Source organism: Kitasatospora sp. NBC_01560, from assembly GCF_045208415.1.
Lineage (GTDB): Bacteria > Actinomycetota > Actinomycetes > Streptomycetales > Streptomycetaceae > Kitasatospora.
On record NZ_CP109364.1, the window covers coordinates 385,834 to 410,015 of the forward strand.

At 73.0% G+C, this 24,182-nt stretch carries 24 protein-coding genes and 1 pseudogene; 14 read left to right on the forward strand and 11 right to left on the reverse strand.

Annotation, left to right across the window (positions count from 1 at the left end):
* Positions 1 to 70: 70 nt before the first annotated feature.
* Both OH807_RS01515 and OH807_RS01520 read left to right on the forward strand, forming a co-directional pair.
* Complete coding sequence (locus OH807_RS01515; protein WP_406192756.1) at positions 71 to 1,069, forward strand: NADP-dependent oxidoreductase; 999 nt, start codon at positions 71 to 73, stop codon at positions 1,067 to 1,069.
* Between the two features lie 344 nt (positions 1,070 to 1,413).
* Entirely contained in the window at positions 1,414 to 1,983 is a 570-nt protein-coding gene (locus tag OH807_RS01520) for an amidohydrolase family protein (RefSeq protein ID WP_406192759.1), read from the forward strand.
* A 112-nt stretch (positions 1,984 to 2,095) separates the two neighbouring features.
* On the opposite strand, the gene OH807_RS01525 is transcribed toward OH807_RS01520, so the two are convergent.
* Both OH807_RS01525 and OH807_RS01530 read right to left on the reverse strand, forming a co-directional pair.
* Positions 2,096 to 2,869 carry a class I SAM-dependent methyltransferase gene (locus tag OH807_RS01525; protein ID WP_406192762.1) on the reverse strand — a complete coding sequence of 258 codons (774 nt, stop codon included), beginning with the start codon at positions 2,867 to 2,869 and terminating at the stop codon, positions 2,096 to 2,098.
* 107 nt (positions 2,870 to 2,976) lie between these two features.
* Complete coding sequence (locus OH807_RS01530) at positions 2,977 to 3,324, reverse strand: DUF6191 domain-containing protein (RefSeq protein ID WP_406192765.1); 348 nt, start codon at positions 3,322 to 3,324, stop codon at positions 2,977 to 2,979.
* Positions 3,325 to 3,565: 241 nt separating this feature from the next.
* Here OH807_RS01530 and OH807_RS01535 point away from each other — a divergent pair, with 241 nt between their 5' ends.
* Positions 3,566 to 4,105 carry a GNAT family N-acetyltransferase gene (locus OH807_RS01535; RefSeq protein WP_406192768.1) on the forward strand — a complete coding sequence of 180 codons (540 nt, stop codon included), beginning with the start codon at positions 3,566 to 3,568 and terminating at the stop codon, positions 4,103 to 4,105.
* A gap of 30 nt (positions 4,106 to 4,135) precedes the next feature.
* On the opposite strand, the gene OH807_RS01540 is transcribed toward OH807_RS01535, so the two are convergent.
* Positions 4,136 to 5,296 carry a serine hydrolase domain-containing protein gene (locus OH807_RS01540; protein ID WP_406192771.1) on the reverse strand — a complete coding sequence of 387 codons (1,161 nt, stop codon included), beginning with the start codon at positions 5,294 to 5,296 and terminating at the stop codon, positions 4,136 to 4,138.
* Positions 5,297 to 5,524: 228 nt separating this feature from the next.
* A complete protein-coding gene (locus tag OH807_RS01545) occupies positions 5,525 to 6,706 on the reverse strand; it encodes a serine hydrolase domain-containing protein (RefSeq protein ID WP_406192774.1) in 1,182 nt (393 codons plus the stop codon).
* Between the two features lie 318 nt (positions 6,707 to 7,024).
* Here OH807_RS01545 and OH807_RS01550 point away from each other — a divergent pair, with 318 nt between their 5' ends.
* Positions 7,025 to 7,888 (forward strand): hypothetical protein, encoded by an 864-nt coding sequence (locus OH807_RS01550; RefSeq protein WP_406192777.1) that lies wholly within the window; start codon positions 7,025 to 7,027, stop codon positions 7,886 to 7,888.
* A 152-nt stretch (positions 7,889 to 8,040) separates the two neighbouring features.
* Here OH807_RS01550 and OH807_RS01555 read toward each other — a convergent pair whose 3' ends face one another.
* The 3 genes from OH807_RS01555 to OH807_RS01565 are packed head-to-tail and all read right to left on the reverse strand — an operon-like array spanning position 8,041 to position 9,617.
* On the reverse strand, positions 8,041 to 8,460 hold the full coding sequence (locus tag OH807_RS01555) for an arsenate reductase ArsC (RefSeq protein WP_406192780.1): 420 nt from the start codon (positions 8,458 to 8,460) through the stop codon (positions 8,041 to 8,043).
* Between the two features lie 45 nt (positions 8,461 to 8,505).
* Positions 8,506 to 9,249 carry an aquaporin gene (locus tag OH807_RS01560; protein WP_406192783.1) on the reverse strand — a complete coding sequence of 248 codons (744 nt, stop codon included), beginning with the start codon at positions 9,247 to 9,249 and terminating at the stop codon, positions 8,506 to 8,508.
* A complete protein-coding gene (locus tag OH807_RS01565) occupies positions 9,246 to 9,617 on the reverse strand; it encodes an ArsR/SmtB family transcription factor (RefSeq protein WP_406192786.1) in 372 nt (123 codons plus the stop codon). The genes OH807_RS01560 and OH807_RS01565 overlap by 4 nt, the downstream gene beginning before the upstream one ends.
* Positions 9,618 to 9,705: 88 nt before the next feature.
* On the opposite strand from OH807_RS01565, the pseudogene OH807_RS01570 reads away from it, so the two are divergent.
* Positions 9,706 to 10,174, forward strand: a pseudogene (locus OH807_RS01570) (ArsI/CadI family heavy metal resistance metalloenzyme).
* A gap of 184 nt (positions 10,175 to 10,358) precedes the next feature.
* On the opposite strand, the gene OH807_RS01575 reads toward OH807_RS01570, so the two are convergent.
* Positions 10,359 to 10,658: a hypothetical protein gene (locus tag OH807_RS01575; protein WP_406192789.1), complete on the reverse strand. Its 300-nt coding sequence runs from the start codon at positions 10,656 to 10,658 to the stop codon at positions 10,359 to 10,361.
* 357 nt (positions 10,659 to 11,015) lie between these two features.
* Positions 11,016 to 12,230 carry a saccharopine dehydrogenase family protein gene (locus tag OH807_RS01580; protein WP_406192792.1) on the reverse strand — a complete coding sequence of 405 codons (1,215 nt, stop codon included), beginning with the start codon at positions 12,228 to 12,230 and terminating at the stop codon, positions 11,016 to 11,018.
* A 249-nt stretch (positions 12,231 to 12,479) separates the two neighbouring features.
* On the opposite strand from OH807_RS01580, the gene OH807_RS01585 reads away from it, so the two are divergent.
* The 4 genes from OH807_RS01585 to OH807_RS01600 all read left to right on the forward strand — a co-directional run bounded on the left by OH807_RS01585 (position 12,480) and on the right by OH807_RS01600 (position 15,348).
* Positions 12,480 to 12,731, forward strand: coding sequence for a hypothetical protein (locus OH807_RS01585; protein ID WP_406192795.1), 252 nt, complete (start codon positions 12,480 to 12,482; stop codon positions 12,729 to 12,731).
* Positions 12,732 to 12,740: 9 nt separating this feature from the next.
* Complete coding sequence (locus tag OH807_RS01590; protein WP_406192798.1) at positions 12,741 to 14,135, forward strand: amidase; 1,395 nt, start codon at positions 12,741 to 12,743, stop codon at positions 14,133 to 14,135.
* Between the two features lie 255 nt (positions 14,136 to 14,390).
* Positions 14,391 to 14,936 carry a hypothetical protein gene (locus tag OH807_RS01595; RefSeq protein ID WP_406192801.1) on the forward strand — a complete coding sequence of 182 codons (546 nt, stop codon included), beginning with the start codon at positions 14,391 to 14,393 and terminating at the stop codon, positions 14,934 to 14,936.
* Between the two features lie 79 nt (positions 14,937 to 15,015).
* Positions 15,016 to 15,348 carry a hypothetical protein gene (locus OH807_RS01600; RefSeq protein WP_406192804.1) on the forward strand — a complete coding sequence of 111 codons (333 nt, stop codon included), beginning with the start codon at positions 15,016 to 15,018 and terminating at the stop codon, positions 15,346 to 15,348.
* 68 nt (positions 15,349 to 15,416) lie between these two features.
* Here OH807_RS01600 and OH807_RS01605 read toward each other — a convergent pair whose 3' ends face one another.
* Positions 15,417 to 15,893 (reverse strand): hypothetical protein, encoded by a 477-nt coding sequence (locus OH807_RS01605; RefSeq protein WP_406192808.1) that lies wholly within the window; start codon positions 15,891 to 15,893, stop codon positions 15,417 to 15,419.
* A gap of 647 nt (positions 15,894 to 16,540) precedes the next feature.
* Here OH807_RS01605 and OH807_RS01610 point away from each other — a divergent pair.
* A complete protein-coding gene (locus OH807_RS01610) occupies positions 16,541 to 17,185 on the forward strand; it encodes a dihydrofolate reductase family protein (protein ID WP_406192811.1) in 645 nt (214 codons plus the stop codon).
* Between the two features lie 4 nt (positions 17,186 to 17,189).
* Complete coding sequence (locus OH807_RS01615) at positions 17,190 to 18,155, forward strand: alpha/beta fold hydrolase (protein ID WP_406192814.1); 966 nt, start codon at positions 17,190 to 17,192, stop codon at positions 18,153 to 18,155.
* A gap of 63 nt (positions 18,156 to 18,218) precedes the next feature.
* On the opposite strand, the gene OH807_RS01620 is transcribed toward OH807_RS01615, so the two are convergent.
* The gene (locus OH807_RS01620; protein WP_406192817.1) at positions 18,219 to 19,622 is read right to left on the reverse strand and encodes a nucleobase:cation symporter-2 family protein; all 1,404 of its coding nucleotides are present in this window, start codon (positions 19,620 to 19,622) and stop codon (positions 18,219 to 18,221) included.
* A 624-nt stretch (positions 19,623 to 20,246) separates the two neighbouring features.
* Between OH807_RS01620 and OH807_RS01625 the strand changes: the two genes are divergently transcribed.
* The 3 genes from OH807_RS01625 (at position 20,247) to OH807_RS01635 (ending at position 24,172) form a co-directional block, all read left to right on the forward strand.
* On the forward strand, positions 20,247 to 21,467 hold the full coding sequence (locus OH807_RS01625) for a cytochrome P450 (protein ID WP_406192820.1): 1,221 nt from the start codon (positions 20,247 to 20,249) through the stop codon (positions 21,465 to 21,467).
* A 150-nt stretch (positions 21,468 to 21,617) separates the two neighbouring features.
* Entirely contained in the window at positions 21,618 to 22,748 is a 1,131-nt protein-coding gene (locus OH807_RS01630) for an acyl-CoA dehydrogenase family protein (RefSeq protein WP_406192823.1), read from the forward strand.
* Positions 22,749 to 22,840: 92 nt separating this feature from the next.
* A complete protein-coding gene (locus OH807_RS01635; RefSeq protein ID WP_406192826.1) occupies positions 22,841 to 24,172 on the forward strand; it encodes a GNAT family N-acetyltransferase in 1,332 nt (443 codons plus the stop codon).
* The last annotated feature ends 10 nt before the right edge of the window (positions 24,173 to 24,182 follow it).

Sequence of the window (24,182 nt, forward strand, 5' to 3'; positions counted from 1 at the left end):
TCTTGGACGGCGATGCCGCCCCGGGCCTTGACTGATGGAGCAACGTTTCCCCGAGAAAGCGACAGGCGCGATGAAGGCGATCCAGTTCCACCAAGCGGGCGGCCCGGAGGTTCTGCAGTACGACGAGGTGCCGGTTCCCGACATCGGCCCGGGCGAGGTGCTCGTCCGGGTGCACGCGGCGGGCGTCAACCCGCCGGACTGGTACCTGCGTGAGGGGATGAAGGTCATGCCGGCCGAAATGAGGCCGGCACTGGAGTTCCCCCTGACTCCCGGAACGGACATGTCGGGTGTGGTCCAGGCGGTCGCTCCGGACGTGCTGGGGTTCGCCGTCGGTGACGAGGTCTTCGGGATGCTGCGGTTCCCCGGATTCGACGGCCGGACATACGCCGAGTACGTGGCCGCGCCGGCTTCGGACCTGGCTCACAAGCCGGCCGGTATCGACCACGTGCAGGCGGCCGGGGCGCCGATGGCCGTGCTGACGGCCTGGCAGTACCTGGTTGATCTCGGCCATGACGTACCGTCCGTTTTCACCGGCCAGGTGCACCGGCCGGTGCCGATCACGCCAGGGATGACCGTGCTGGTCAACGGGGCCGCCGGTGGAGTGGGCCACTTCGCGGTGCAGCTGGCGAAATGGAAGGGGGCACACGTCATGGCGGTGGCCTCGGGCCGGCACGAGGCGTTCCTGCGCAAGCTCGGCGCCGATGAGTTCATCGACTACACCAGGACGCAGGCCGCGGACGTGGTCAGCGGTGTCGACCTGGTGATCGACACCGTCGGCGGCCCGGACAGCTCGCGCTTCCTGACCGTGCTCAAGCGCGGCGGCACCCTGCTCCCGGTGTTCTTCGCCCAGTACGACCCGGAGCAGACGGCGAGTCTGGGCATCACGGTCTCGACCCTTCAGGTGCGTTCCAACGGCCCCCAGCTCGCCGAGATCGGGCGCCTGTTCGACGAGGGCAAGCTCCAGGTCGGGGTGGACAGCACCTACCCGCTGCCCGAGGCGGGCAACGCACACACCCGAGCCGCGCAGGGCCACCTCCAGGGCAAGATCGTGCTGACGGTGGCCTCGTGATCGCCGGACTCCCGTCCGCCGGACGCCGGGCCTGCCCCCGGACGGCCACCAGGTCCGAAGAACCGCAACCCGGCACCCCACCCCACCCCACCACGGCATCGGCATCGGCATCGGCATCGGCATCGGCATCGGCAGGACCATCGAACGCGAACCCGCGTTCCAGGCCCACTCGCCGTGCGAGGTTGAGGATCAAGATCGGAACCGACGGCGCACGACGGGCCGGGCGGGCTCGGTGCCACGGAGTGCGAGGGCCGCGGCTCGGGTGCGCTCCAGCCGGCTCGTGACCCGGCTCAGCATGGCGGAGCCGAGGGTGTGGATGGACTTGACGGCGGGTGCGGGGCCGGTTGTGCGGACAGTCGCTGGAGCCATTCCTCCAGAAGTTGCTGCTCGGCCCGGCTGAGGACCTTCTGGCCGGGCAGTGCTGCGTGGAGGGCGCGGGCAGCACCGCCCGGCCCTGGTTCCTCCACAGCCGGTTCCTCGGCGTCCAGTACCTGCGCATGATCTTCTCGGGGGTCTTCGACCGGTTCCCCGACCTGCAGGTGATCGCCGGACACTGGGGCGAGGTCGTGATGTTCTACCTCGACCACACCGGCTTCTTCGCCGAGGCAGGCGGTCTGCGGCAGCCCCTGGCGGACTACTTCGAGCAGAACTTCTGGGTTGCCGGCAGTGGCACCAACAGCCGCCGCTACCTGCGCTGGACCGCCGAGGTGATGGGAACCGACCGGATGCTCTACTCCACCGACTACCCCTTCACCTACGGCTTCCGCCCCGGCGGCTTCCCCTACGTCGACACCAGCAGAGGTGCAGCCCGCGCCTTCCTCGAGAACTCGCCCTTCACCGACGAGCAGAAGGCCGACGTCGGCCACCGCAACTGGGAACGCCTCACCGCCCGCGCCGAACGCCCGACGGCCTGAAGCACCACCTGAAGCGGCCGGCCGGAACACCATCGCGTGCACCCGAGCCCGGGCCGAGCCGGCAGCCGAGGCCGGCCGGCATCAGCCGTCCCGCGCCGAGCAAGGGAATCACCTACTCGCCGGCGCGGGCCACCAGCAGCGGCTGGAAGAAACCAGTCTCCCGTGGCATCCGCCACTGAGGGTCGACGAACCCGGCCTCGGCAGCAAGGCCGGCCAGCCGGTCCGCGCCGAGCGCCCAGTAGGTGGTCCGGCGGACCCGGACGCGCCATTCTCCGCCCGCCGGGAGGAGTTGGAAGTGCTCCAAGTCGTAGCGCTCGCCGTCGTCGTGCCAGTGCCAGAGCTGGAAGGTGACGGTTCGTTCTCCGCCCTCGGCTTCGGCGACCCCATGGACCTGCGGAGGCGTCGAGGACGGGCGATCGCGCAGCAGGTCGTCGTAGGGCCGTGTGCTGATCAGCAGCCGGCCGCCGGGGCGCAGGACTCGGCGCATCTCTGCCAGGGCGGCGTTCACATCCTGCTCCGTCAGCAGGTGGGGCAGCGAGTTGTCGGCGCAGACGACGGTGTCGAACTGGCCGTCGGCGAACGGGAGGCGCCGCATGTCGGCGGCGGCCGTACGCAGGCTCAGGCTCCGGCGGGCGGCCTCCCGGGCAGCGCGGGCGGCGGCACGGGGACTGATGTCGGTCCCGGTGACCAGGTGCCCGCGCAGCGCCAGGCCGATGGCCTGGGTGCCGATGCCGCAGGAACAGTCGAGCACCGCCGCACGATCCTGGCCGATCAGCGCGTCCAGGGCGTCCCCCTGCCGACGGATGCTCGCGTCCCAGTCCGAGTAGATCAGGTGGTAGTCGTCGGCCAGTTCGTCATAGAAGTGCGCCACTGATGCCTCAGTCATGATCCGAGATTACCGGGCCGGATTCCCTGCAGGCGCCGGTCACCCCGGTGATCGGCGCGAACGTCCTCGCGGACGCCAGTGCCGTCGTGCCGTGGCCTGGCATGGCCTCAACGGCCGCCACCCGACGGGCGGCGGATGGTCGCGGTGCCGGCGGTGAGGTCGATCCCGGTCTTGGGTGGCGCGCCCTCGTTCTCGTCGTCCCGGAGTACGAGTTCGATCCGGCGCTGTTCCAGCTGGATTCGCTTGCTCGGGTAGAGGAGGGCGTGGAGCTCTTCCGTTGCGATCGCGCCGGTCCCCCGTTCACCGACGTGGTGGCGCCGCTGCAGGCGGTCGGCCAACGTCCGCAGCCTCAGTGTTCGCAGGACGACCTGTCGCGTGGCGGACGCGGCGAAGAACAGCACGACCAAGGCGGCGGGAAACAGCAGGCTTCCCATGATGGGCAGCAGACTCAGCATGTTCGGGGAACGTCCAGGGCGCTGACGGCCGTTCCCCGAATCTCGGGGCCAGGTTGGTGAGCGTGAAGCCACGGGGGCGGATGTACCGGGCAGGTGGGTCCGGTTGAGTTGAAGGGACGGTCTTTCTCCATGCGCCCAGCCCGTGGGCACCGACGTCCAGATTGGCACGATGCGTCAGAACTACACCGGTCGACGGTCGTTGGAGCCCCCTGCCCAGCGAGCTTGCGATAGCTTGCCGGACATGACTGATCTTGGACTCGTCGTCTGGCCACCTGCCCCGATACGGACCGAGCGGCTCGTACTCCGTGCGTCCGAGGCCCGGGACCGCGCGGCAGTCGTCGAGCTGAACGCCTCGCCGGAGGTGAACGCCTACCTCGGTGGCCCTCGGCCGCGCGCCGAGCTCGAACGCACGGTGCCCGAGGTGCCCGGGCAGCACCGTGGCTGGTTCGTGGTCGAGCTCGACGGAGCAATGATCGGCACGATCCAGCTCAAACCGCACGCCCCGAGCAACCACCGTCTGGAGGCCGGGGAGACGGAGCTCGGCTACTTGTTCCTACCGGAGGCGTGGGGCCGCGGGTACGCCACCGAGGCGTGCACAGGGGCACTCGACTGGTTTGCCGGCGCGTTGCCCGGTGAGCCGGTGGTGCTCTACACCCAGACCGCCAACGCCGGCTCGATGCGCCTCGCGGCGAAGCTGGGGTTCACCGAGCTGGAGCGGTTCGAGGCATGGGGCGCCGAGCAGTGGTTCGGTGTGCGGTCGCCGGTCACCCTGTTCGGTTGAGGCTGTGCCCGACAGCGCGAACCCATGAGGTCACCGATCGGTCGTCGGCTTCGGCGCGCGCAGCCGGGCCGGCCCGACCGGGCGGGCCTGCTCGCCCGGGTGGTGGTCGGTGACCTTCCGGACGATCAGGACTGCCGGGCCGGCCATGTCTCCGCCGTGGCCCCAGTAGACGCCGCCGCACGACAGCGGCCTGCTCGTGAGCCCCAACCCGTAGCGCATGCCCGAGGTCCCGGCGGGGACGGTGGTGCGCATCTCGGCGAGCTGGGCCGCCGGGAGGAGCCGACCGGCGAGGAGCGCGCCGAAGAAGCGGTTGAGGTCGGAGTTGGTGGAGATCAACTGGCCTGCGGCCCAACCGGCGGACGGGTCGATCTCCGTGAAGTCGCGCAGCGGCCCGTCCGCCGGGTTGCGGTGGTAGCCCTGGGGGTGCGGCTCCCGGACGGTCCTGTCGCCCGGCGAAGGGAAGTAGGTGTGGCGCAGCCCGAGGGGCTTGATGATGCGCCGGTCGATTTCCTCGGCGAGGGGGCGGCCGGTGATCTTCTCGATGATCAGGCCGGCCAGGATGTAGTTGGTGTTGCTGTACCCCCACGTCTCCCCCGGAGCCGCGTCGGCCTTGTGGCGGAGGGCGATGTCGAGCAGCTCGCGGGGCTCGTAGTGCCTGGTCCTGATCTCGTCGTCGTCGAGGTGGATGCCGTAGTCGGGGAGTCCACTGGTGTGCTGGAGGAGTTCGCGGACGGTGATGAGGTTCCCGTCGATCCCCTCCCCGCGCACGAGGCCGGGCAGGTAGGTGTCGACGAAGGTGTCGAGGCCGATCTTCCCTTCCGCGACCAGTTGCAGGACCACGACCGCCGTGAACGCCTTGGTGTTGCTGCCGATCCTCACCTGCCCGTCCCTGGGCACCTTCGAACCGGTGGTCAGGTCTCCGACGCCGGCGGTGTAGGTGCGGGTGCGGCCGTTCCGGTCCCGGACGCTCGCCAGAGCGGCGGGCATCCCGTCGTCGCGCACCAGTGTGTTCAGGGCCTGCTGGACGCGGTCGGGCCTGGCGGCGGCGGCAGCGGAGCCGGAGGCGGCGGTCGGGACGAGGGCGCCCAGCGTCATGACGCCGATGGCCAGCGCGGCCGGCACGGCTCGCCGCCGCCCACCGCCCTGCCGGCGGGTCGAGGAACGAAGGCACTGCCGAGTCCGAGCACTCATGAGTCAACTCCTGGGGAATAGTTCGGTCTGGGCACGATCATGGTTTCCGGGGCCCTGTGACCGCATCGCGCGAAGGCGGGAGAAATCGCTCCCCCGATCGGGGGAGGCCGGCGGTGGGCTGCCCGGGCGCAGGTGCGGTGACACCGGCGATCATGACCAGGGGAAAGTGGAGCAGAGGCGACGCTGCTGGACCACCAGGCGGTCGCGCGACCTGCTGCGGGCGGGGGCCTACCGGCACAAGGCCGCGTCCACGGCGGCCTCGACCTTCTTCATCGCCGCCCCGTCGTTCGGCTGAACGGTCACCGCGATGTCGACGGCCCGGCCGTCCTCGGTGACTCCCCCGCGGGTCTCGTAGCCCGGGTAGCTGCCGCCGTGGCCCCAGCGGACACCGCCGCACGAGAGCGGGGTGCTCACCAGGCCCAGTCCGTAACGGGCTCCGGCCGGGAAGGTGTCGCCGGTGGTGGCGACAGTGGTGCGCATCTCGTCCAGCTGGGCCTTCCTGAGCAGCCCGCCCTTCAGCAGGGCGGTGTAGAACGTGTTGAGGTCGGAGTTGGTGGAGACCAACTGGCCTGCTGCCCAGGCCCAGGAGGGGTCGGTCTCGGTGACGTCGGTCAGCGGCGCGGCCGGCGACTCCTGGATGTAGCCGTGCGGGTGGGGCCCGCGGATGGTCGCATCGCCGGGCGCCGGGAAGTAGGTGTGGCGCAGCCCGAGGGGCTTGATGATGCGCCGGTCGATCTCGGCGGCGATGGAACGGCCGGTGACTTCCTCCACGATCAGGCCGGCCAGCACGTAGTTGGTGTTGCTGTACCCCCACCCTCCGGGACGGAAGTCCTCCTTGTGCTGGAGGGCCAGGTCGACGAGTTCACGGGGCCGGTAGGTGCGGACGTCGTCGCCGAGGTAGTTCGAGTAGTTGGGCAGCCCGCTGGTCTGCTGCAGGAGCTGGCCGACCGTGATGGCACCCGCGTCCGTCCCGTCGCTGAAGGCGAGGCCGTGCAGGTACTCGCCGATCGTGTCGTCGAGGGCGAGCCGGTGCTCGCCGACCAGTTGCAGCACGACCACGGCGGTGAAGGCCTTGGTGTTGCTGCCGATGCGCACCCGACCGTCGTCGGGCACCTTCGAGCCGGTGGCCAGGTCACCGACTCCGGCAGTGTAGGTCCGGGTGCGTCCGTACCGGTCCCGTTCGGCGGCCAGCGCACCGGGCACACCGGCCGAGCCCACGAGTTCGTCGAGGCGCTGCTGCAGGAGATCCGGCCCGGTGCGCGTCGCCGGGGCGGTGCGCGTCGCCGGGGCGGCGGCGGCCGGCGAGGCGAGCGCGCCGGCGAGGACGCTGCCGGCCAGTACGAGGGCCACGGCGACGGCCTCGGACCGGCGGCGCGGCGAGCGGGGGCGGTGCTGGGCGGACGAGTTCACGGAGCGTCTCCTGTCGCTGGACCGGTGCGTGACGGGGCCTGGCCCCGACCTGCCGGCCTCCGGCGCTCTCCCGCCGGGCCGGCCTGGTGACGATGATCGCCACCGCGCGTTCGCCCGCGCATCCCGGACGACAGGGAGATCACCCTCCCCCCGTCGGGGGAGGTGGCCGCGGGCCTGCCCGACGATGCTGTCGATCACGACGAGAGGGAGACGAGGGCAGTGGCTCGGGCGGTCGTGCGGAGCAGGGTCCAACGGCTTCGGGCGACTGATCGGACCGCGGGAATCCGATCATGTGACCCGCTGTCTGGGAGGGCGTACATGAACGAAAAGACGCGGAATCTCATCCCGTGGGTAGTGCTCGTGGCCGCGGTCGGCGGCTTGGCCACCTACCGGAATCCGTGGCTCGACCCGAGCCGGTCCGAGCCCCCCGGGCCGACGGCTGCGGCCAGGCCCGCCCGCCCGGCCTGGCCTCCGGCCCCGGCCCTGCCCACGACCCCGCCGAGGCCGACGGCGGACGCGGCACTGCCGGGCGGCGGCACGTTCATCGGAAGCCGGTGCGGCGCCAAGAACTTCCACCGCTTCACACCGCCCGCCACACCCGCCCCCGAGCCCAGCGGCCGGGGCGGACAGCACGGTCGCCGCACACCGGGCCCGCAGCTGGTCCTCGGCTCCTACGGCTTCGGGCGAAACGGGGCTCACGACCAGGGAGAGTTCACCATCGGCCTGCTGCTGGGCCCCGGCACGCCGCGAGTACTCGAACTGTCGGACCCGCTCGGCCCGGAGGGCGTGGCCGTGGAGATCGAGGGGCCGGAAGGGATCGTCGGCGGCGCGTACGGCCTGCCGGTCACGCTCTCCGACGACGGCGACCGGTCCCCGGAAGGCAGGATCCGCGTCACACCGGACGGCGGCGGGTCGGCAGTGGTCGCGCTCCCCGCACAGGCGCTGTGCCCGGGATACGACGGCTTCGCCCTCCAACGGATGCTCGTGGCACCGAGCGACTCGTCGAACACCATCATCGGCGACCCGCCCTACCGGCTCACCGTCTCCATCTCCGACCCCGCGGTCGGCGCGCTCCGACGCGCAGCCGGATCACCCCTGACCGGCGACGTCCTGAGCGCGGACAACCGGTTCGACCCGGCGCACGAATCACCGGGCGACTCCCCCGCGGGGGCGGCGGCCTGAGTAGCTCGGCGTTGCGCTTCCCGACGGTCCAGGTGGCCCGGCGGGGAGCGGCAGGACCGGCCACAGCGACGGGCGCACAGCCCAAGAAGTACGCGAGGACCTGCTCACGCAAGGGATGGCGCACGGTCGGCACAACCCCCGCTCACCCGCGGTCATGCCCGGGCCGGGATGCCGAGGTCGGCGAGCAGGCCGCGGATCCGCTGCTCGATCCGGTCACGGATCGGGCGCACGTCCTCGACGCCCTGACCGGCCGGGTCCTCCAGCGTCCAGTCCAAGTACTGCTTGCCGGGGAAGAACGGGCAGGCGTCGCCGCAGCCCATGGTGATCACCACGTCGGAGGCCTGGACCGCCTCGACGGTCAGGACCTTCGGGATCTCGGCGGAGATGTCGATCCCGACCTCGCGCAGGGCTTCGACCACCGCCGGGTTCACGGCCCCGGCCGGGGCCGAGCCGGCGGAACGGACCTGCACCTGGTCGCCGCCGAGGCGGGTGAGGAAAGCGGCGGCCATCTGGGACCGGCCCGCGTTGTGCACACAGACGAACAGCACGGACGGGACAGCGGGAGTGCTCACGAGGGCGGGTCCTTGATCTTCGGGGCGGACAGGAGGGAGCAGGAGTCAGCGGGCGGCCGCGGCCGGGTGGTGGTCGCCGTGCAGGACGACGACGTCCTCGGCGGCGGGCGTCGGGCGGCCGAACAGCACCACGACCAGCGCGATGCCGACGACCAGGCCGACGAGCTGGGCGGCAATGAACGGCAACACCGAGGCAGGGGCGATGCCGGCGAAGGTGTCGGTGAACGCGCGGCCGATCGTCACCGCGGGGTTGGCGAAGCTCGTCGAGGACGTGAACCAGTACGCGGCGCCGATGTAGGAGGCGACCGCGACCGGGGCGAAGTGCGCGCGTCCGACCCGGGCCAGACCGAAGATCAGCAGGATCAGGCCGACGGTCGCGACGACCTCACCGAGCCACAGATGCGGGGCCCAGCGGTCATGCGTCGACCAGGCCACGAGCGGCTCGGCGAACATCGCGTCCGCCAGCACCGCCCCGCCGATCGCCCCGCCGACCTGGGCCGGGACATAGGCCGCGACCTCCCGCAGTCCCGGCCCGTCCCCGTGGCGGCCACTCCACCAGGCGGCGAGGGTCACGGCCGGGTTGAAGTGGGCGCCGGAGACCGGACCGAGCAGCAGGATCAGCACGCCGAGACCGAACACGGTCGCGAGCGAGTTGGCCAGCAGCTGGACTCCGACGTCCGGGGAGAGTTCGGTGGCCTGGATGCCGGAGCCGACCACGACGGCGACCAGCGCGCCGGTCCCGACGAACTCGACGGCCGCCCTCCGGCCGAGCGGCGCCGTCCCGGTCATCCGGACTCCCCGACGGGGGCCCGGAGCAGGGCGGAGAGCTTGTCCAGCGCGGCGGGCAGCACCCAGTAGTAGACCCAGGTGCCCCGGCGCTCGGACCCGACCAGCCCGGCCTCGCGCAGCACCTTGAGGTGGTGGGAGATCGTCGGCTGGGACACGTCGAACGGGCCGGTCAGATCGCAGACACAGGCCTCGCCGCCCTCGTACGAGGCGATCAGCGACAGCAGCCGCAGCCGGACCGGGTCGGACAGGGCCTTGAACATCTTCGCCAGGTCGACGGCGGCCTCTTCGCCCAAGGGCTCGCGGACCATTGGCGAGCAGCACGCGGCCGCGTCGTCCTGGTCGAGCATCTGCAGTTCCGGATTCGACATACGTCTATGTTGACAGTCATCTATTCAAGTGGCAACGTCGCCCATATCGACAACTGTCGAAACAGGACCTCGGACCGGAGAAACCGCCATGTCCCGCGTTCAGCTCGCCCTGCGCGTCGCCGACCTCGAAGGCTCCATCGCCTTCTACACCAAGCTCTTCGACACCGAGCCCGCCAAGCGCCGGCCCGGCTACGCGAACTTCGCCCTCACCGACCCCGCTCAAGCTCGTCCTCATCGAGGGCGCGGCCGGCGAGAGCACCCGCCTCGACCACCTCGGCGTCGAGGTCGGGAGCACCGAACAGGTCACCGCTGCCACCACCCGCCTCAAGGACGCCGGGCTGGCCACCTTCGAGGACAACGACACCTCCTGCTGCTACGCACTCCAGGACAAGGTCTGGGTCCACGGCCCCGGCAAGGAGCCCTGGGAGGTCTATGTCGTCAAGGCCGACGCGGACCGGCTCGGCAGGAACGCCATCGACGGAGGCCACCCCTGCTGCACCAACGACGCGCCGGTCTCCGAAGCCGCCACCTCAGCAGCCGGGTGCGCTTGCAACTGACCCTCGCCACCGCCGACGGCCTCGCCCCACGAGAGGGCGAGGACATCGGCCCGTGCAGGGAACTCCAGGCTTCCGCTCCCGCTGCCGGTCCGGCCGGCGCCCGCCCGGCGGATCGCCACCGAGGTACTGCCCCGGATCCGAGCCGCGCCACCCGAGGGCGGCCCGGCCGCCGGGTCAGGCACGGCTATGCGGCACCGGTCGTCCCGGGCGCGACGAACCGGCGGTGGAGCGGGGCGAAGGACACCTTCGGGGTACCGGTGATCCCGGCCCTCGCGATCGCGGGGGCGAGACGCTCGGCCATGAACGCCTCGAACGCCGCCTGGCTCTCCCACACATCGGTCACGTGCAGGCCGCCGGCGTCGAACCAGGCCACGTGCAGCTGTCCCCCGGCCCCGGGGACCTGCTCCCAGTCCACGGCGTCCCGCACGGCGTCGTACTGCTCCGGCGTCGCCTCGGCCCAGAGCATCGACATCACCACAGCCATGATCACTCCTCCTTGTTCGGCGTCCAGGCAGCCGCCCTGACCAGCCAACCCTTGGCTGTCACCGCGCGCACGCCGTGACGGCCGACCGGACCACCCGACCGGCAGGGAGCACCTCCGTCACACCGCGACCCGACCCCGTACCGGCCAGGCAGGGCAGCGCGGCCCGCCGCATCCAGCCTCTCCACGCCCGTGCCGGCGCCCTCGCCCTCACGACCGGCCACGCCCACGGCCCACCCGTGACTGCCGAACCGGCGGGGCGCACCCGGCCGGGAGGGGTGCAACGCCGGCCGGCCGTCCCGGCCGGGCCGCGGGACGGCGCCGCCGGTCGGCGGGCGTGTGTCGCGGAGGCGTGGGCCCCTACCGGCCGGGGGCGGTCCTCGGCGGGGCGTCCAGCACCCTGAAGGAGATGCCCGCCGCGACCAACCGGTCGATCAGCGGCCGGCCCATCGCCACCGCGGTGGTCAACTGCCCGGCCAGCGGCGGCAGGTCGTCGTACGCCAGGCAGAGCGCCGACTCCGCCAGCATCTTCGCGGTCTCCTCGTAGCCGGGATCACCACCGGACACCTCGGTGAACACCGTCGGCCCGCCCTGCGCCCGCGCCACGAACCGCACGACGAACCAGGACCGCGCCCGCTGCTCCGCGCCCGGCCCGTGGCCGGGCTTGCGCAGCCGCCCCAGCGCCTCGCGCAGCAGCGGCAGTTGAGCAGCGAGAGCGAGCACCGCGACGGCGGCGACACCACCGAGGGCGATCGGCAGCCGGCGTACCGCCGCGTAATGCGTGTACCCGAAGTCCGGGCCGTACTCGTCCAGTGCGGCGGCCGAGCGGGACACCACCTGGGGGTCGATCGCGGGCATCGGCACCGCCCAGGCCCGGGCCACCCGCGACCGGTGCGGGCGGCCGACCGGAGTCCGGACCGTCCGCCCCTTCGGCCCGGGCTCGGCCTCGCCGCGCGCCCGGGCGGCCCGCGCCATCGCCCGCGGCCGGGAGAAGGCCGTCATCGCCGAGGCGAAGGTGCCGCCCGAGACGGTGCCCGCGACGCGGACGAACCCCTCCACCGAGATCCGGGCCGGCGGGCCGCCGCGGCGCAGCAACTCCTCGACGGTGAACAGCACGCCCAGGTCGTGCGGCACCGAATCGAAGCCGCAGGCGTGCACCAGCCGCGCGCCGGTGGCCACCGCCCGTTCGTGGTGCCGCAGGTACATCCGGTCGACGAACTCCGGCTCGCCGGTGAGGTCCACGTAGTCGGTGCCGCTCTGCGCGCAGGCCGCCACCAGCGGCTCGCCGTGGCGCAGGTACGGGCCGACCGTGGACACCACCACCCGCGCCGAGGCGGCCACGTCGCGCAGCCTCTCGCGGTCCGCGGCGTCCACGACCAGCAGCGGGAGGTCGGCGCAGCCCGGGTCGATCGCCGCCAGCCCCGCGCGGACGGCGGTGAGCCGCGCCTCGTCCCTCCCGGCGAGCGCCCAGCGGCAGCCCTCGGGAGCGGCCCTGGCCAGGTACTCCGCCGTGAGCCTGCCGGTGAACCCGGTGGCTCCGAACAGGACGAGGTCGTACGGGCGCGCTGCGGCCATCAACAGTCCCTACTCGCGGGTAATCGGGTGCGCCACGCTAGGCACCCGCCGTCGCACTGTCAACGACCCCGGCTCCGCGCTCGCGAGGGGGTACTCACCCGGGAAGGAGCCCGGGGACGCGAGGAGCCCGGGGACGCCCCGGAGCCGTCCCGGGAGCCGTCGGCCGGTAGGCGCCCGCAGCGCGCGCCGTCACGTCACAGGCGCCGGGCGTCCCTAAAGTCTGGATCGAGCGTCAGCAAGGAGTTCCACGTGACCAGAACCGGCCTGCCCACCGATCCCCCCACCGAACCGCCCGTCAACCCGACCACCGACCTGTCCACCTGCCTGACCACCGACGACGTCGCCCGGCTGGCCGCCCGTTCCGGGCTCCCGCTCGCCGACTCCCGCCTCCCGGACGTCACCGCGACCGTGAACGCGATCCACCAGGTCGTCAACACCCTCCGGGGCATCCGGTTCGGCGAGACCACGCCCGCGCCGGCGTTCGACGCCAGTCAGGGCTAGGAGCCCACCGTGACCCACCCCTACGAACTGACCCTCGCCGAGGCCGCGTGCGCTGTCGGGAGCCGCTCGCTCTCCCCCGTCGAGCTCACCGCCTCCGTACTGGAACGCATCGCGGCCGTCGAACCGGCGATCACCGCCTATGCGACGGTCACCGCCGAGCACGCGACGGCCGCCGCCGCCGAGGCCGAACGGGAGATCGCGGCCGGCCGGTACCGGGGGCCGCTGCACGGCATCCCGATGGCGCTCAAGGACCTCGTCGACACCGCCGGCATCCCCACCGGCGCCGGATCCCGGCAACGCTCCGGCCACGTCCCCGAGCACGACGCCGCCGTCACCGTCCGGCTGCGGGCCGCCGGGGCCGTTCTCGTCGGCAAGACGCACACCCACGAGTTCGCCTACGGCACCACCACCCCGCAGACCCGCAACCCCTGGGACACCGCACGGACCCCCGGCGGCTCCAGCGGCGGATCGGCGGCCGCCGTCGCCGCCGGCGCCGCCACCTTCGCCCTGGGCACCGACACCGGGGGCTCCATCCGGATCCCCGCCTCCCTGACGGGGGTCGTCGGCCTCAAACCCACCTACGGCCTGGTGCCCCGGCACGGCGTCACCCCGCTGTCCTGGTCGCTCGACCACGTAGGACCGATCACCCGCACCGTGCACGACGCGGCCCTCGTCCTCGGGGCACTCGCCGGGTACGACCCACGCGACACCGCCAGCCTCGACCGGCCCCGCGAGGACTACACCCGGGACCTCGGCCGCGACCTCGACGGACTGCGGGTCGGCGTCCCGGTCAACCACTACTTCGACCAGGTCCGCCCCGAGGTCGAGCAGGCCGTCCGGACCGCCGTCGACGCGTTGACCGCACTGGGGGCGACCGCCGTCCCGGTCGAGATCCCGATGGCGCCGTACGTCCTGCCGGCCCTGTGGGGCCTGGTGGCCCCGGAGGCCACCGCGTACCACGAGGAGACGCTGCGCAGCACGCCCGAGCTGTACACGCCGGACGTCCGGCTCCTGCTGGAGGCCGGCGAGTTCGTCCCCGCGACGGCGTACATCAGGGCCCAGCGCACCAGGACGCTGATGCGCGGCGCCTGGCTGGAGCTCTTCCGCGGCGTCGATCTCGTCGCCGGTCCGACCGTCACCTCCACGGCCGCGCGGGCCGGCCAGACGGTGCTGCACTGGCCCGACGGCACGGAGGAGTCGGTCTCCGACACCTACGTGCGGCTGTCGGCCCCCGCGAACCTGACCGGGTTGCCCGCGTTGTCGATCCCCGTCGGCTTCGACGGGGACGGACTGCCGATCGGCATGCAGCTGATCGGACGGCCGCTGAGCGAGGCCCTGCTCGTCCGCGCCGGCGGGGCCTACGAGGCTGCCCACCGCCCCGTGGCCCGGCTCGCCCCGCTGTAGCCGGGCGGGTACGGCCGCTGCCCGCGCCACGCGGCGACGGCGTGGGCGGAGGCAGTTCCGGGTTCCGGGCCTTCCCCGCGCCGCACGTCCCGTGTGCCGCTCGGCACCGTGCGGCGGTACCGGAACCCCCGCGGTGCGCCGGCGGGACCGGGCGGACGCGCCCCCGGCCGGTGGCGCCCTCGTGGCCGGTGTCAGGGTGCGGCGTGGCGGACTTCGCCGGCTCGGTCGATCTCGGGGGTTCCGGTGGGGCGTGCGGTGACCTGGGTGGTCCGTGCCTGCGCGGTCGGCGCGTGGGCGGTGCTGACCGTCGCGCTGGTGCGGGCGTTCCGGCTGGGCGGCGGCGCCGTGCAGCCGCCCGACGACCTGCTCGCGCTCGGGTGGACCGGGGTGGGGCTGCTCCGGGTGCGGGCAGCCACCCTCTGGGCGGGCCGGGCCGCACGCCGGCGGGTCCGGGCCCGGACCACCGGGGTGCGGTTGGCCAAGGGCACCGCTCCCTCGCCGGCACGACCGGCTACGCCCACGGGCGTGGTGGCGGCGTCCGCGGTGTACGTCCGGCAAGCGGCCGTCTGGTGCCTGCTTCCGCTCGCGGCCGCGCTTCCGGGGGCGCTGCGGGAGGTGGACGGGGGTGAGGCGATCCGTGAACTGAAGGCGGCCGGCGCCGTGGTGGCCGTCGTGACGGTCGCCCAGGTGACGCACGTCGACCCCCGGGAGTGCCGACGGCACCGTCACGCACTACGAGGCCGACCTCGTACTGAACCTCCCCGACGGCCGGGCCACCGCCACCGGGGCGACCACCCGTGACGAGCCGCAGGAGGGAGACCGGCTGCAGGCCCTCTGGCCGCCCCGGGCGCCCGAGCTGGGCGCCCTGGTCCGCTACCAGGTGGACCTCTCCGCCTACGGGAGCTCCGCCTGGACAGGGGGCGGCGTGCACGTCACCCTGCTCGGGTTCTTCGGCTTCCTCCCCGGCTTCCCGGCCCTGTTCGGCGCCCTGGCCGGTCCACGGGCCCTGCACGAGCTCGCCCGGCATCCGGTGGCCCAGACCGTCGTCGCCGCCGTGTCCACGGTGCTGCTGTGGTGGGTCCGGCCGCTGCTGACGGGGGTGGGCGTCGACTACTGGTCGGTCTGGTTCGCCACGCACGGCGGCTTCGCACTCGTCCTGCTGGCCGTCTCGACCGGGCTGTCGCTGTGGGCCCTCGGCCGCCGGGCCCCCTGAACCGGGTGCCCACCGGCCGGGGGGCCGACCTTCCGGCCCGGTCGAGCGACGACGCCCGGAGGCCGGTGTCAGTAGACCAGGATGTCCCAGTGGCTGCCCTCGTTGCAGTACAGGTTGCCCGAGGCGGCCTTCCACTGCGGGTAGCCGTCGCCCCGGTAGCCGATGTAGGTGAAGCTGTTCTGGATGTAGCCGTCGATGCAGGAGCTGCGGGAGATGTCGACCTTGTAGCCGTTGTAGTGGCTGTACGTCCCCGAGGCGTGGCCCACCTCGGTACCGCCCGTGATGTTGACGGCGCAGCCGCTGGACTGCTTGAGGGTGATGATCGTACTCACCGTGCCGGAGTTGATCTGCTCGAACGACGTGCAGGTGGAGTTGGAGCGGGTGGTGCAGCCGCCGCTGGAACTCCAGGTGATGCCGGCGCCCGAGAACCGGGCGGCGGCCGTCGACTGCGACAGCTTGGTACCACTGGCGTCGGCCGTGGGCGCCGAGACGGCGAGCCCGGCCATGGCCAGGGCGACGACGGTGACTGCGGTGCGGGGCTTCATCTGCTCTCCCGGTGAGGGCGGTGGACCTCGGACTGGGGCGCCCCCGTCCGTACCGGCCGGACGCGCCCGGCCCCGACCCGCCGGGTGAGGCGGTCGAGCACCGCGGCGGCAGGGCCGAACGGACGGGGGGTCGTGCGAAGTACCGTGCGGCAGTGCGGTGGTACGGCAGTGCGGTGGTACGGCGGCCCTCGGACGCGCGGGCCCCGCAAGCGGCAACCGCCGATCCCCCGGGCCCTGATCGCATGCGCAGAGGGCACGGGCAGGAGCAGGGGCAGGAGCAGGAGCAGGAGCAGGGGCAGACCGGTCCGGGGCGGGGGTGGTTCCTGCCGGGCGGGCAGGTGTGGCGGGGTGGATTCGGGGGGCCGACGAGGAAGAACGGTGCGGCACCAGGATGGCCCGACGATGTCTATGCGAGTAGACCCCGGCCTGTGAATTTCGGATGGCGGCGATGTATCCGACCCGCGAAGGCTCCCCGTCCGCCGGCCGGGCCGTGACCGTCCCCGCTCCCCCGCACCTGTGCGGGCGGCGGTGTGCCGGGCGAGGCGTTCGGCGGGTAACGAAACCGGGCACCGGCGCGCCGATGAGTTTTCCGACTCCGGAAGGTCTACATCTCGACCGGAACGACCAATCTCATCGGGAGTGACGACATGGGCCTCATCCACATCGAACTGTTCGCGACCCTCGACCTCGTCGGGCAGGCGCCCGGCGGCCCCGACGAGGACCCGGTGGGGTTCCCGTACGGCGGCTGGCAGGCGCCCCTGCTGAGCGAGGCCACCAGGGCGCAGATCCTCGCCGCGTACGAGGGCACGGACGCCCTCCTGCTCGGCCGGCGGACGTACGACATCTTCGCCGCGTACTGGCCGCACCAGAAGGACGACGACACGATCGCCGAGCTCTTCAACCGCGTCCCGAAGTACGTGGCCTCCCGCGGCACGCCCGACCTCCCGTGGGCCGGATCCACCCGGCTCGGTCCGGACCTCGCCGCCGCGGTGCGCGAGATCCGTGACCGGCACGAGCACGTGAAGGTCGTCGGGAGCCTGGACCTCGTGCAGACGCTGCTGCGCGAGAAGCTCTTCGACCGCCTCGACCTCTGGGTCCACCCGATCGTGCTCGGCGTCGGGAAGAAGGTGTTCGACGGCGGCGCGGTGCCCACGAACCTCACGCTCCTCGACCCGCCGGTGGCCGGTCCGGAGGGCACCGTCCACCTGCGCTACGGGCTCGCCGACGGCACGCCCGCGACGGGCGACATGAGCGCGCCCGACCGCGGTCTCGGGCGCGACGGCTCCCGGTGATCCGATGACCACCGTCCACGCCAACGGAGTCACCCTGGGCATCGAGTCGTTCGGTGACCAGGACGCACCGCTCGTCCTGCTCGCCGGCGGGCCCACCCTGCTCTCCTGGCCCGACGCGCTCTGCGTGCGCCTCGCCGCCGGCGGGCGCCGGGTGGTGCGCTACGACCTGCGCGACAGCGGCGCGTCCACGACGACGAATCCGCAGGCACCCGCCTACACCCTGCGCGACCTCGCCGCCGACGCCGCGGCCCTCGCCGACGCCCTCGGCGGGACTCCCGCGCACCTGGGCGGGATCGGGGTCGGCGGGATGGTCGCCCAGGTGGCCGCACTCGACCATCCGGGCGCGTTCTGCGCGCTCACCCTGGTCGGCACCCGCCCGGTCGCCCCCGGCCCGCCCGACGGCGACCTCCCCGACCACGACCGGGCGACGATGGCCCGGCTGTTCGCCCGTCCGGCGCCCGACTGGACCGACCGCGCGGCGGTCGCGGAGTTCGCCGCCGCCGGCGCGGAGATCCTCGGCGACGACCCCGCCGCCGCACGCAGCACCGCCGAACGCATCTGGGACCGCACCCCCGGCACCGCACCCCCGGTCCAGACGGCCAACCAACTGGGCACCGTGTTCGCCGTGCTGGACTGCACACCCCGCTGGCGCGAGCGCCTGCCCGGGCTCGGGATCCCCGCACTCGTCGTGCACGGCCGCCGCAACCTGTTCTTCCCGGTCGGCAACGGCGAGGCGATCGCGCGCGAGATCCCCGGCGCACGGCTGCTCGTCCTCGACGAAGCCGCCACCGCGATCCCCGGCGCGGCGGTCGACGAGGTCACCGGGGCGATGCTCGCGCTCGGAGGGCGAGCGGCAGGTGCCGGACGGACCCGGTCTCCCGGGCGAGCGGTACCGGCACCGGCACCGGCATCCGGGGAGCCGGGGGAGGCAACGGCCGACCGGACCGAGGAGCAGGTGCCGAAGCAATGAGTCGCTGCCGGCCCGGCCGGTGGGCCCGGCCGGCAGCAGCCCGGCCGGGCCCATCGGGCGGGGTCACGCCGGCTCGTCCACCCGGGCGGTGGCGGCGAGCTGCGCCGGCGCTGCGGATCCGGACGGGACGGCCGCGCCGCGCCCGAGGTGGTTGAAGAGCAGGTTCAGCGTGATCGCCAGGAGGCAGCCGACCGAGATGCCCGACTGCAGCACGGTCGCGACCTGCTCCGGGAAGGCGTGGTAGAAGTCCGGGAACGCGATCGGGAAGAGCCCGAACGCGAGGCTGACCGCCACGATGATCGCGTTCGATCCGGTGCCCAGATCGGCCTTGCCGAGCGTGCGGATACCGGCCACCGCCACCGACCCGAAGAGCACCACGCCCGCCCCACCGAGGACGGGTTGGGGCACCAGCGAGACCAGCGCGCCGACCACCGGCACCAGGCCCATCACGATGAGGAAGACTCCCGCGAGGGCGACCACGAACCGGCTGCGGATCCGGGTCAGCGCCACCAGCCCGATGTTCTGCGCGAAGGCCGAGCAGATGAAGCCGTTGAACACTCCGCCGAAGGCCGTGGCCAGCCCGTCCGCCCGCAGGCCGCCCGCGATCGTGCGGTCGTCGGCCGGCCGCTCGGCCACCTCACCGAGCGCGATCATGTCGGCGGTGGACTCGGTCATCGAGACCACCATCACGACCAGCATCGAGATGATCGCGGCCACCTCGAACTGCGGCGCGCCGAAGGCGAACGGCCGCGGCAGCTCGAACAGGGGGAGGCTGGCGAGCGCGTGCAGGTCGACCTTGCCGAGCGGGACCGCCGCCAGGGTGCCGACCAGCAGTCCGAGCAGGATCGAGATCCGCTGCAGGAACCCGCGCAGGAACCGGTTGAAGAGCAGCACCGCGAGCAGGGTCAGCCCCGCCAGCCCGAGACTGGCGGGCGAACCGTACTCCGCCGCCCGGGCGTTGCCGCCCTGGGCCCAGTTCCCGGCCACCGGCAGCAGAGAGATGCCGATCAGAGTGATCACCGTGCCGCTGACCACCGGTGGGAAGAATCTGACCAGGCGGCAGAAGACGGGCGCCATCAGGAAGCAGAACAGCCCGGCCACGATGGTGGAGCCGAAGATCAGCGGCAGGGCGGCGTCCTTCTTTGCCGCCACCACCGCCAGGACGGGCGAGACCGTCGCGAACGAGACGCCGTTGACGAACGGCAGCCGCGAGCCGATCCTCCAGAAGCCCAGCGTCTGGAGCAGGGTCGCGATCCCGGCGATGAAGAGGCTGGCGGCCAACAGGGTGGTGAGCTGGGCGGCGGTGAGGCCGACCGCAGCACCGATGATCAGTGGCGGCGCGGCCACGCCGGCGTACATGCTGGCGACGTGCTGGAGCGCGACCACGGCCATTCGGCCGGGCGGCAGCAGTTCGTCCACGGGGTGCGGCGGCGTTGCGGGCTCCATGAGCGGCGTCCGACGTCCCATTGCTGTCCTCCACATCCAAGGGTGGTTTCGGGTCCGGGAACGACGACCGGTGGCGGGACGCGGTGGCGTTGGGACGACCCTGGCGGACGGCGATGCCGCTGCCCACCTGCCGGAACCCGCGGCGAACAGGTCCGACCCATGAATGGATCCATCATGCGGAACTCGGATTCCACAACGAGGTTCAACAGAATGTAGAGAATATGGGTGGGGCGGTCAATAGCTCCGACTCGACCCACGCAGTGCCGGACCGAATCCATGGTTTCCTCCAAGGCGGTCCGCCCCCTTCGGCACGCTGCCCGCACCACGGGGAGGACTCGCGCCGGGCCGCCGACGCGGGCGCGACGGCGCAAGGGACGCCGGCGCGGGGCACGGCCGCGCGAGGGACAGCGACACGGGACAGCGGCGAGGGGCACGGCCGCGGTGCCGGACGGCGGCCGGCCCGAGGGGGCGGAGCGTCGGAACGCGAACCCCGGACGGCAACCGCGCAGGCACCACTCCTCCGCCATGAATCCGATATCACCATATGAATTCTCATTTCCATTGCAGCAGAACCGGGCGAATAGTTCGTGTATATTCGACCCCGCGCGAGCAATCACCCTTCCATCTCGACGGGACTGGGGATCGATGAACACGGATTCGATCATTCTCTCGATTTTCACCCCGTTAGGCCTGCACGATCCCTATCCCCGACTGGCCGAGCTGCAGAAGGACCAACCCATCTGCTACAGCGAGGAGTTCGGGACAACCTTCGCCACCCGGTTCGCCGACTGCCGGACGGTGCTCGGGGGGCAGGATTTCCTGGTCCCCGACGCGGAATGGTGCGCGCGGGAGATTCCCGGTGGACGCGACCACTCGGCGGCGGATTTCCTCTACTCCTCACTGCTGGGCACCAACGGTGCCACGCACCAGCGGCTCCGGCGGTCCGTCGTGGCACCGTTCGGTGCCGGACAGGTGGCCGGCCTGCACACGACGGTGGAGAAGATCACCACGGAACTGCTGGACGGTTTCGCCGACGCGACCGCGGCCGGGGGTGCGGCCGACTTCCAGTCCATGGTGAGCGCGCCGCTGCCGATCGCCGTGGTCGGCGAGCTGATCGGGGTGCCGCGCGAGGACCAGGCGGTCTGCCTGGAACTCGGCCGGGGGGCGAGCCGGGTCCTGGAACCGCACCGCACCCCGCAGGACTGGGCGCGCGCCGACCACGCCGTCACGACCCTGCGCGACTACTTCCGGGAGCTGCTGCGCGAGCGCCGCGCCCGACCCGCCGGCGACCTGGCGTCGGAGCTGTCCGCCAGTCGCTCGGCGGTCGACCCTCCACTGACCGAGCACGAACTCGTCGACCTGCTGCTCCTGGTGTTCGTGGCCGGCTTCGAAACCACCACCGGACTGCTCGGCCTGACCGTGTTCGCGCTGCTCACCCACCCTGACCAGCTGGCCCTGGTCAGGAACGAACCGGACCTCGTGCCCGCCGCCGTGCAGGAGGCGCTGCGCTGGGACAGCCCGGTGCTGATGACGGAGCGGATCGCCGCACGCCCCGTCAACCTCGGCGGGGTCGCCGTCCCAGCGGGCGGCTCCGTGACCACGGTGATCGGCGCGGCCAACCGCGACCCCGACCGGCACCCGAACCCGCACGTGTTCGACGTACGACGCACCGACTCGACGGTCCTCAGCTTCAGCGCGGGCCCGCACTACTGCCTGGGCGCCGCCCTGGCCCGGCTGGAGAGCGCGGAGCTGATCGGCCAGGTCGTCCGCCGCTTCCCCGGGCTGGTGCCGGCCGGCGATCCGGTACGACGGAACGCGATCGCGCTGCGCACGTTCGACGAGCTGCCGCTGGCCACGACCGGGTGACCACGCCGGCGGCGACCGCTGCGGTCACCGCGACCCCCCGGCCGCGACACCCCTGGCCACGGCGCACGAGGCAACGGCCCACCGGCGCCACCGGCAGCCGCACCTGCGGGCGGACCCGCCCACTCCCCCGCCGCTCGAAAGGACCCGCCCGTGAACTTCCTCCGCCGCGAACGCGACGCGCTCGACGCCTTCATGCCCGGCCTGGACGCCGCGCTCGCACGCCATCCGCTCGCGGAACTGGAGCGGGCGCCCAGCCCGGCGATCCAGGCGTTCCGGGACGCGGGCGGCCCCGGGCTGCTGGTCCCCGCCCAGCACACCGGCGCGGGCGCCACCCCGCTCCAGGCGGTGCGGGTGCAACGGGCCGTCGGCGCGCGCTGCCCCTCGCTGGCGGTGGCCACCACCATGCACCACTTCTCCATCGCCGGCCTCGCCGAGGCGGCCAAGTACGGCAGCGGCCTTGAGGGCACGCTGCTGGAGTCGGTGGCGGCCGACCGCCTGCTGGTCGCCTCCGGCTTCGCCGAGGGCAACACCGGCCAGAACATCCTGCGCCCGCACATCACCGCCGAGCGCCGCGGTGGACGGATCGTGCTGAACGGCAGCAAGATGCCGTGCAGCCTGGCGCGCTCCATGGACCTGCTCACCGCCTCGGTGGCGCTGCGGGACGAGGACGGCACGGAGCGGCTCGCCGTCGCCCTCGTCCCGGCCGACAGCCCGGGCCTGGAGGTGCGCCCGTTCTGGCGCACGCCCGTCCTGGCCGGCGCCGAGAGCGAGCAGGTCGTGCTCACCGAGGTGGAGCTGGACCCGCAGATGGTGGTGCTGACCGACGTCACCGCGGACGCCGTGCCCGACGCGCTGAACGTGGCCGGGTTCCTCTGGTTCGAACTCCTGCTGACGGCCGGCTACCTGGGGGTGGCGAGCGCCCTGGTCGAACGGGTCCTGGAGCGGCCCGCCGCCCGGGACGAGGACCCTGCGCCCTACCTGGTGGACGTCGAGGCCGCCGTGCTCGCCGTCGAGGGCGTCGCCCGGGCCATGGAGGACGAGCCCTGGGACGACACACTGCTGGTCCGCGCACTGACCGCCCGGTACGCGGCCCAGGATGCCATCGCACGCACCACCCGGACCTGCCTGACGGTGCTCGGCGGCATGGCCTTCATCGGCTCGCCCGACGGCACCTACCTGGCCTCGGCCGCCACCGCGCTCACCTTCCACCCGCCGTCCCGGGCGCGGATGGGCGGCCCGCTGCGCGACTTCCTCGCCGGGCGCCCGCTGCGGATCGGCTGACGGTCCGCCCACCCGGCACCACCCGCAGTCCCCCTTCCCTCCGCGGTACTCCACCATGTGCCGACCCTGTGCCGACCCTCCCCTGTGAGCGGATGAACCCCGTGCAGCCACCACCCACTGCCTCCCCCGCCCCGTACCGGGTGGAGGTCGTCTCCGGCATCGAGGAGCTGCCCGCCGGGCTCTGGGACCGGCTGGCGCCCGGCGACGACCCGATGTGGTCGCGCGCGCTGTTCGCGGCGATGGAGCGCTCCCGACTCGGGCCGGCCGGCTACGCCTACCTGGTGGTCCGCCACCTCGGCGCGAACGACGCCGTGGCGGCGGTGCTCCCGGTCTGCCTCTTCCGGGACCTGCGGCTGGACCAGGTCGTCGGGGCCCGCGAGCGGCGGCTGCTGGCACCGCTGCAGCGCCTGCTCCCGCGACTGTTCCCCCGGCTGATGCGGGTGCCGATGCTGTTCTGCGGCCACCTGCTCGGACAGGGGCACGTCCTGCTCGACGGTCCGGCCGAGGCCGGGCTCGGCGACGTACTGGTGGACGCCGTCCTCGACCTGGCACGCCGCGAGCGGCTCGGCACGGTGGTCTTCAAGGACTTCACCGCCGCCGGTCTGCAGCCGCTGCGGCCCGCCCTCCGACGCGCCGGCTTCTTCCTCGTCCCCAGCCTGCCCGACACCGAACTACGCCTGGACCAGCCGACGTTCGAGGAGTACCTGGCCGCGCTCCCGGCCAAGCCCCGGCGCAACGCCCGCAGCAAGATCCGTGCGTTCGCGGCCCGCACCGACCTGCGGATCGAGGTGCTGGACGACTTCGCCCACCTGCTGCCGGAGGTCCTCGCGCTGTACCGGCAGGTCATGCTGCGGGCCGACCAGACGCTGGACGTCCTGGACTCCGCCTTCCTGGCCGCCGTCCACGCCGACCCGGCGCCGCACCCCGGCGGTCCGGCGCGGCCACCCGCCGGGAGGCAGCGACTCGGCAATCCGGAGCGGCCGCCCGGCGGCACCCCGGCGGGCGACGGCCGGTCGCGCCGCCGCCTGGTCGCCTGCTTCGAGGGCGAGCGGCTGGTGGCCTTCCTACTCTGCTTCTTCGCCGGCCGAGGCGCCACCGGCGCCCGGATCGGCCTCGACTACCGCATCGCCCACGACGCCCGGCTCTACCACGCCGTGCACCACGCGGCCATCAGGCTGGCCATCGCCTCCGGCTGCCGGACCATCCGGTTCGCCCAGACCGCCTACCGGCCGAAGCTCGAAATGGGCTGCGAACTGGTCGAGCAGTGGTACGCGATGACCCATGTACGCCCGTTGCCGCGCGCCGTCCTGCGGCGGCTGCTCCCACCGGCGCTGACCGCCGCCCGCGACGCCGCGCTCGGCCCGCACGCCACCCCGCGGCCGGGACCGGCCCGGCTGAACCCGCCCACCCCGACCACCCCCTGAGAGGCCCGCC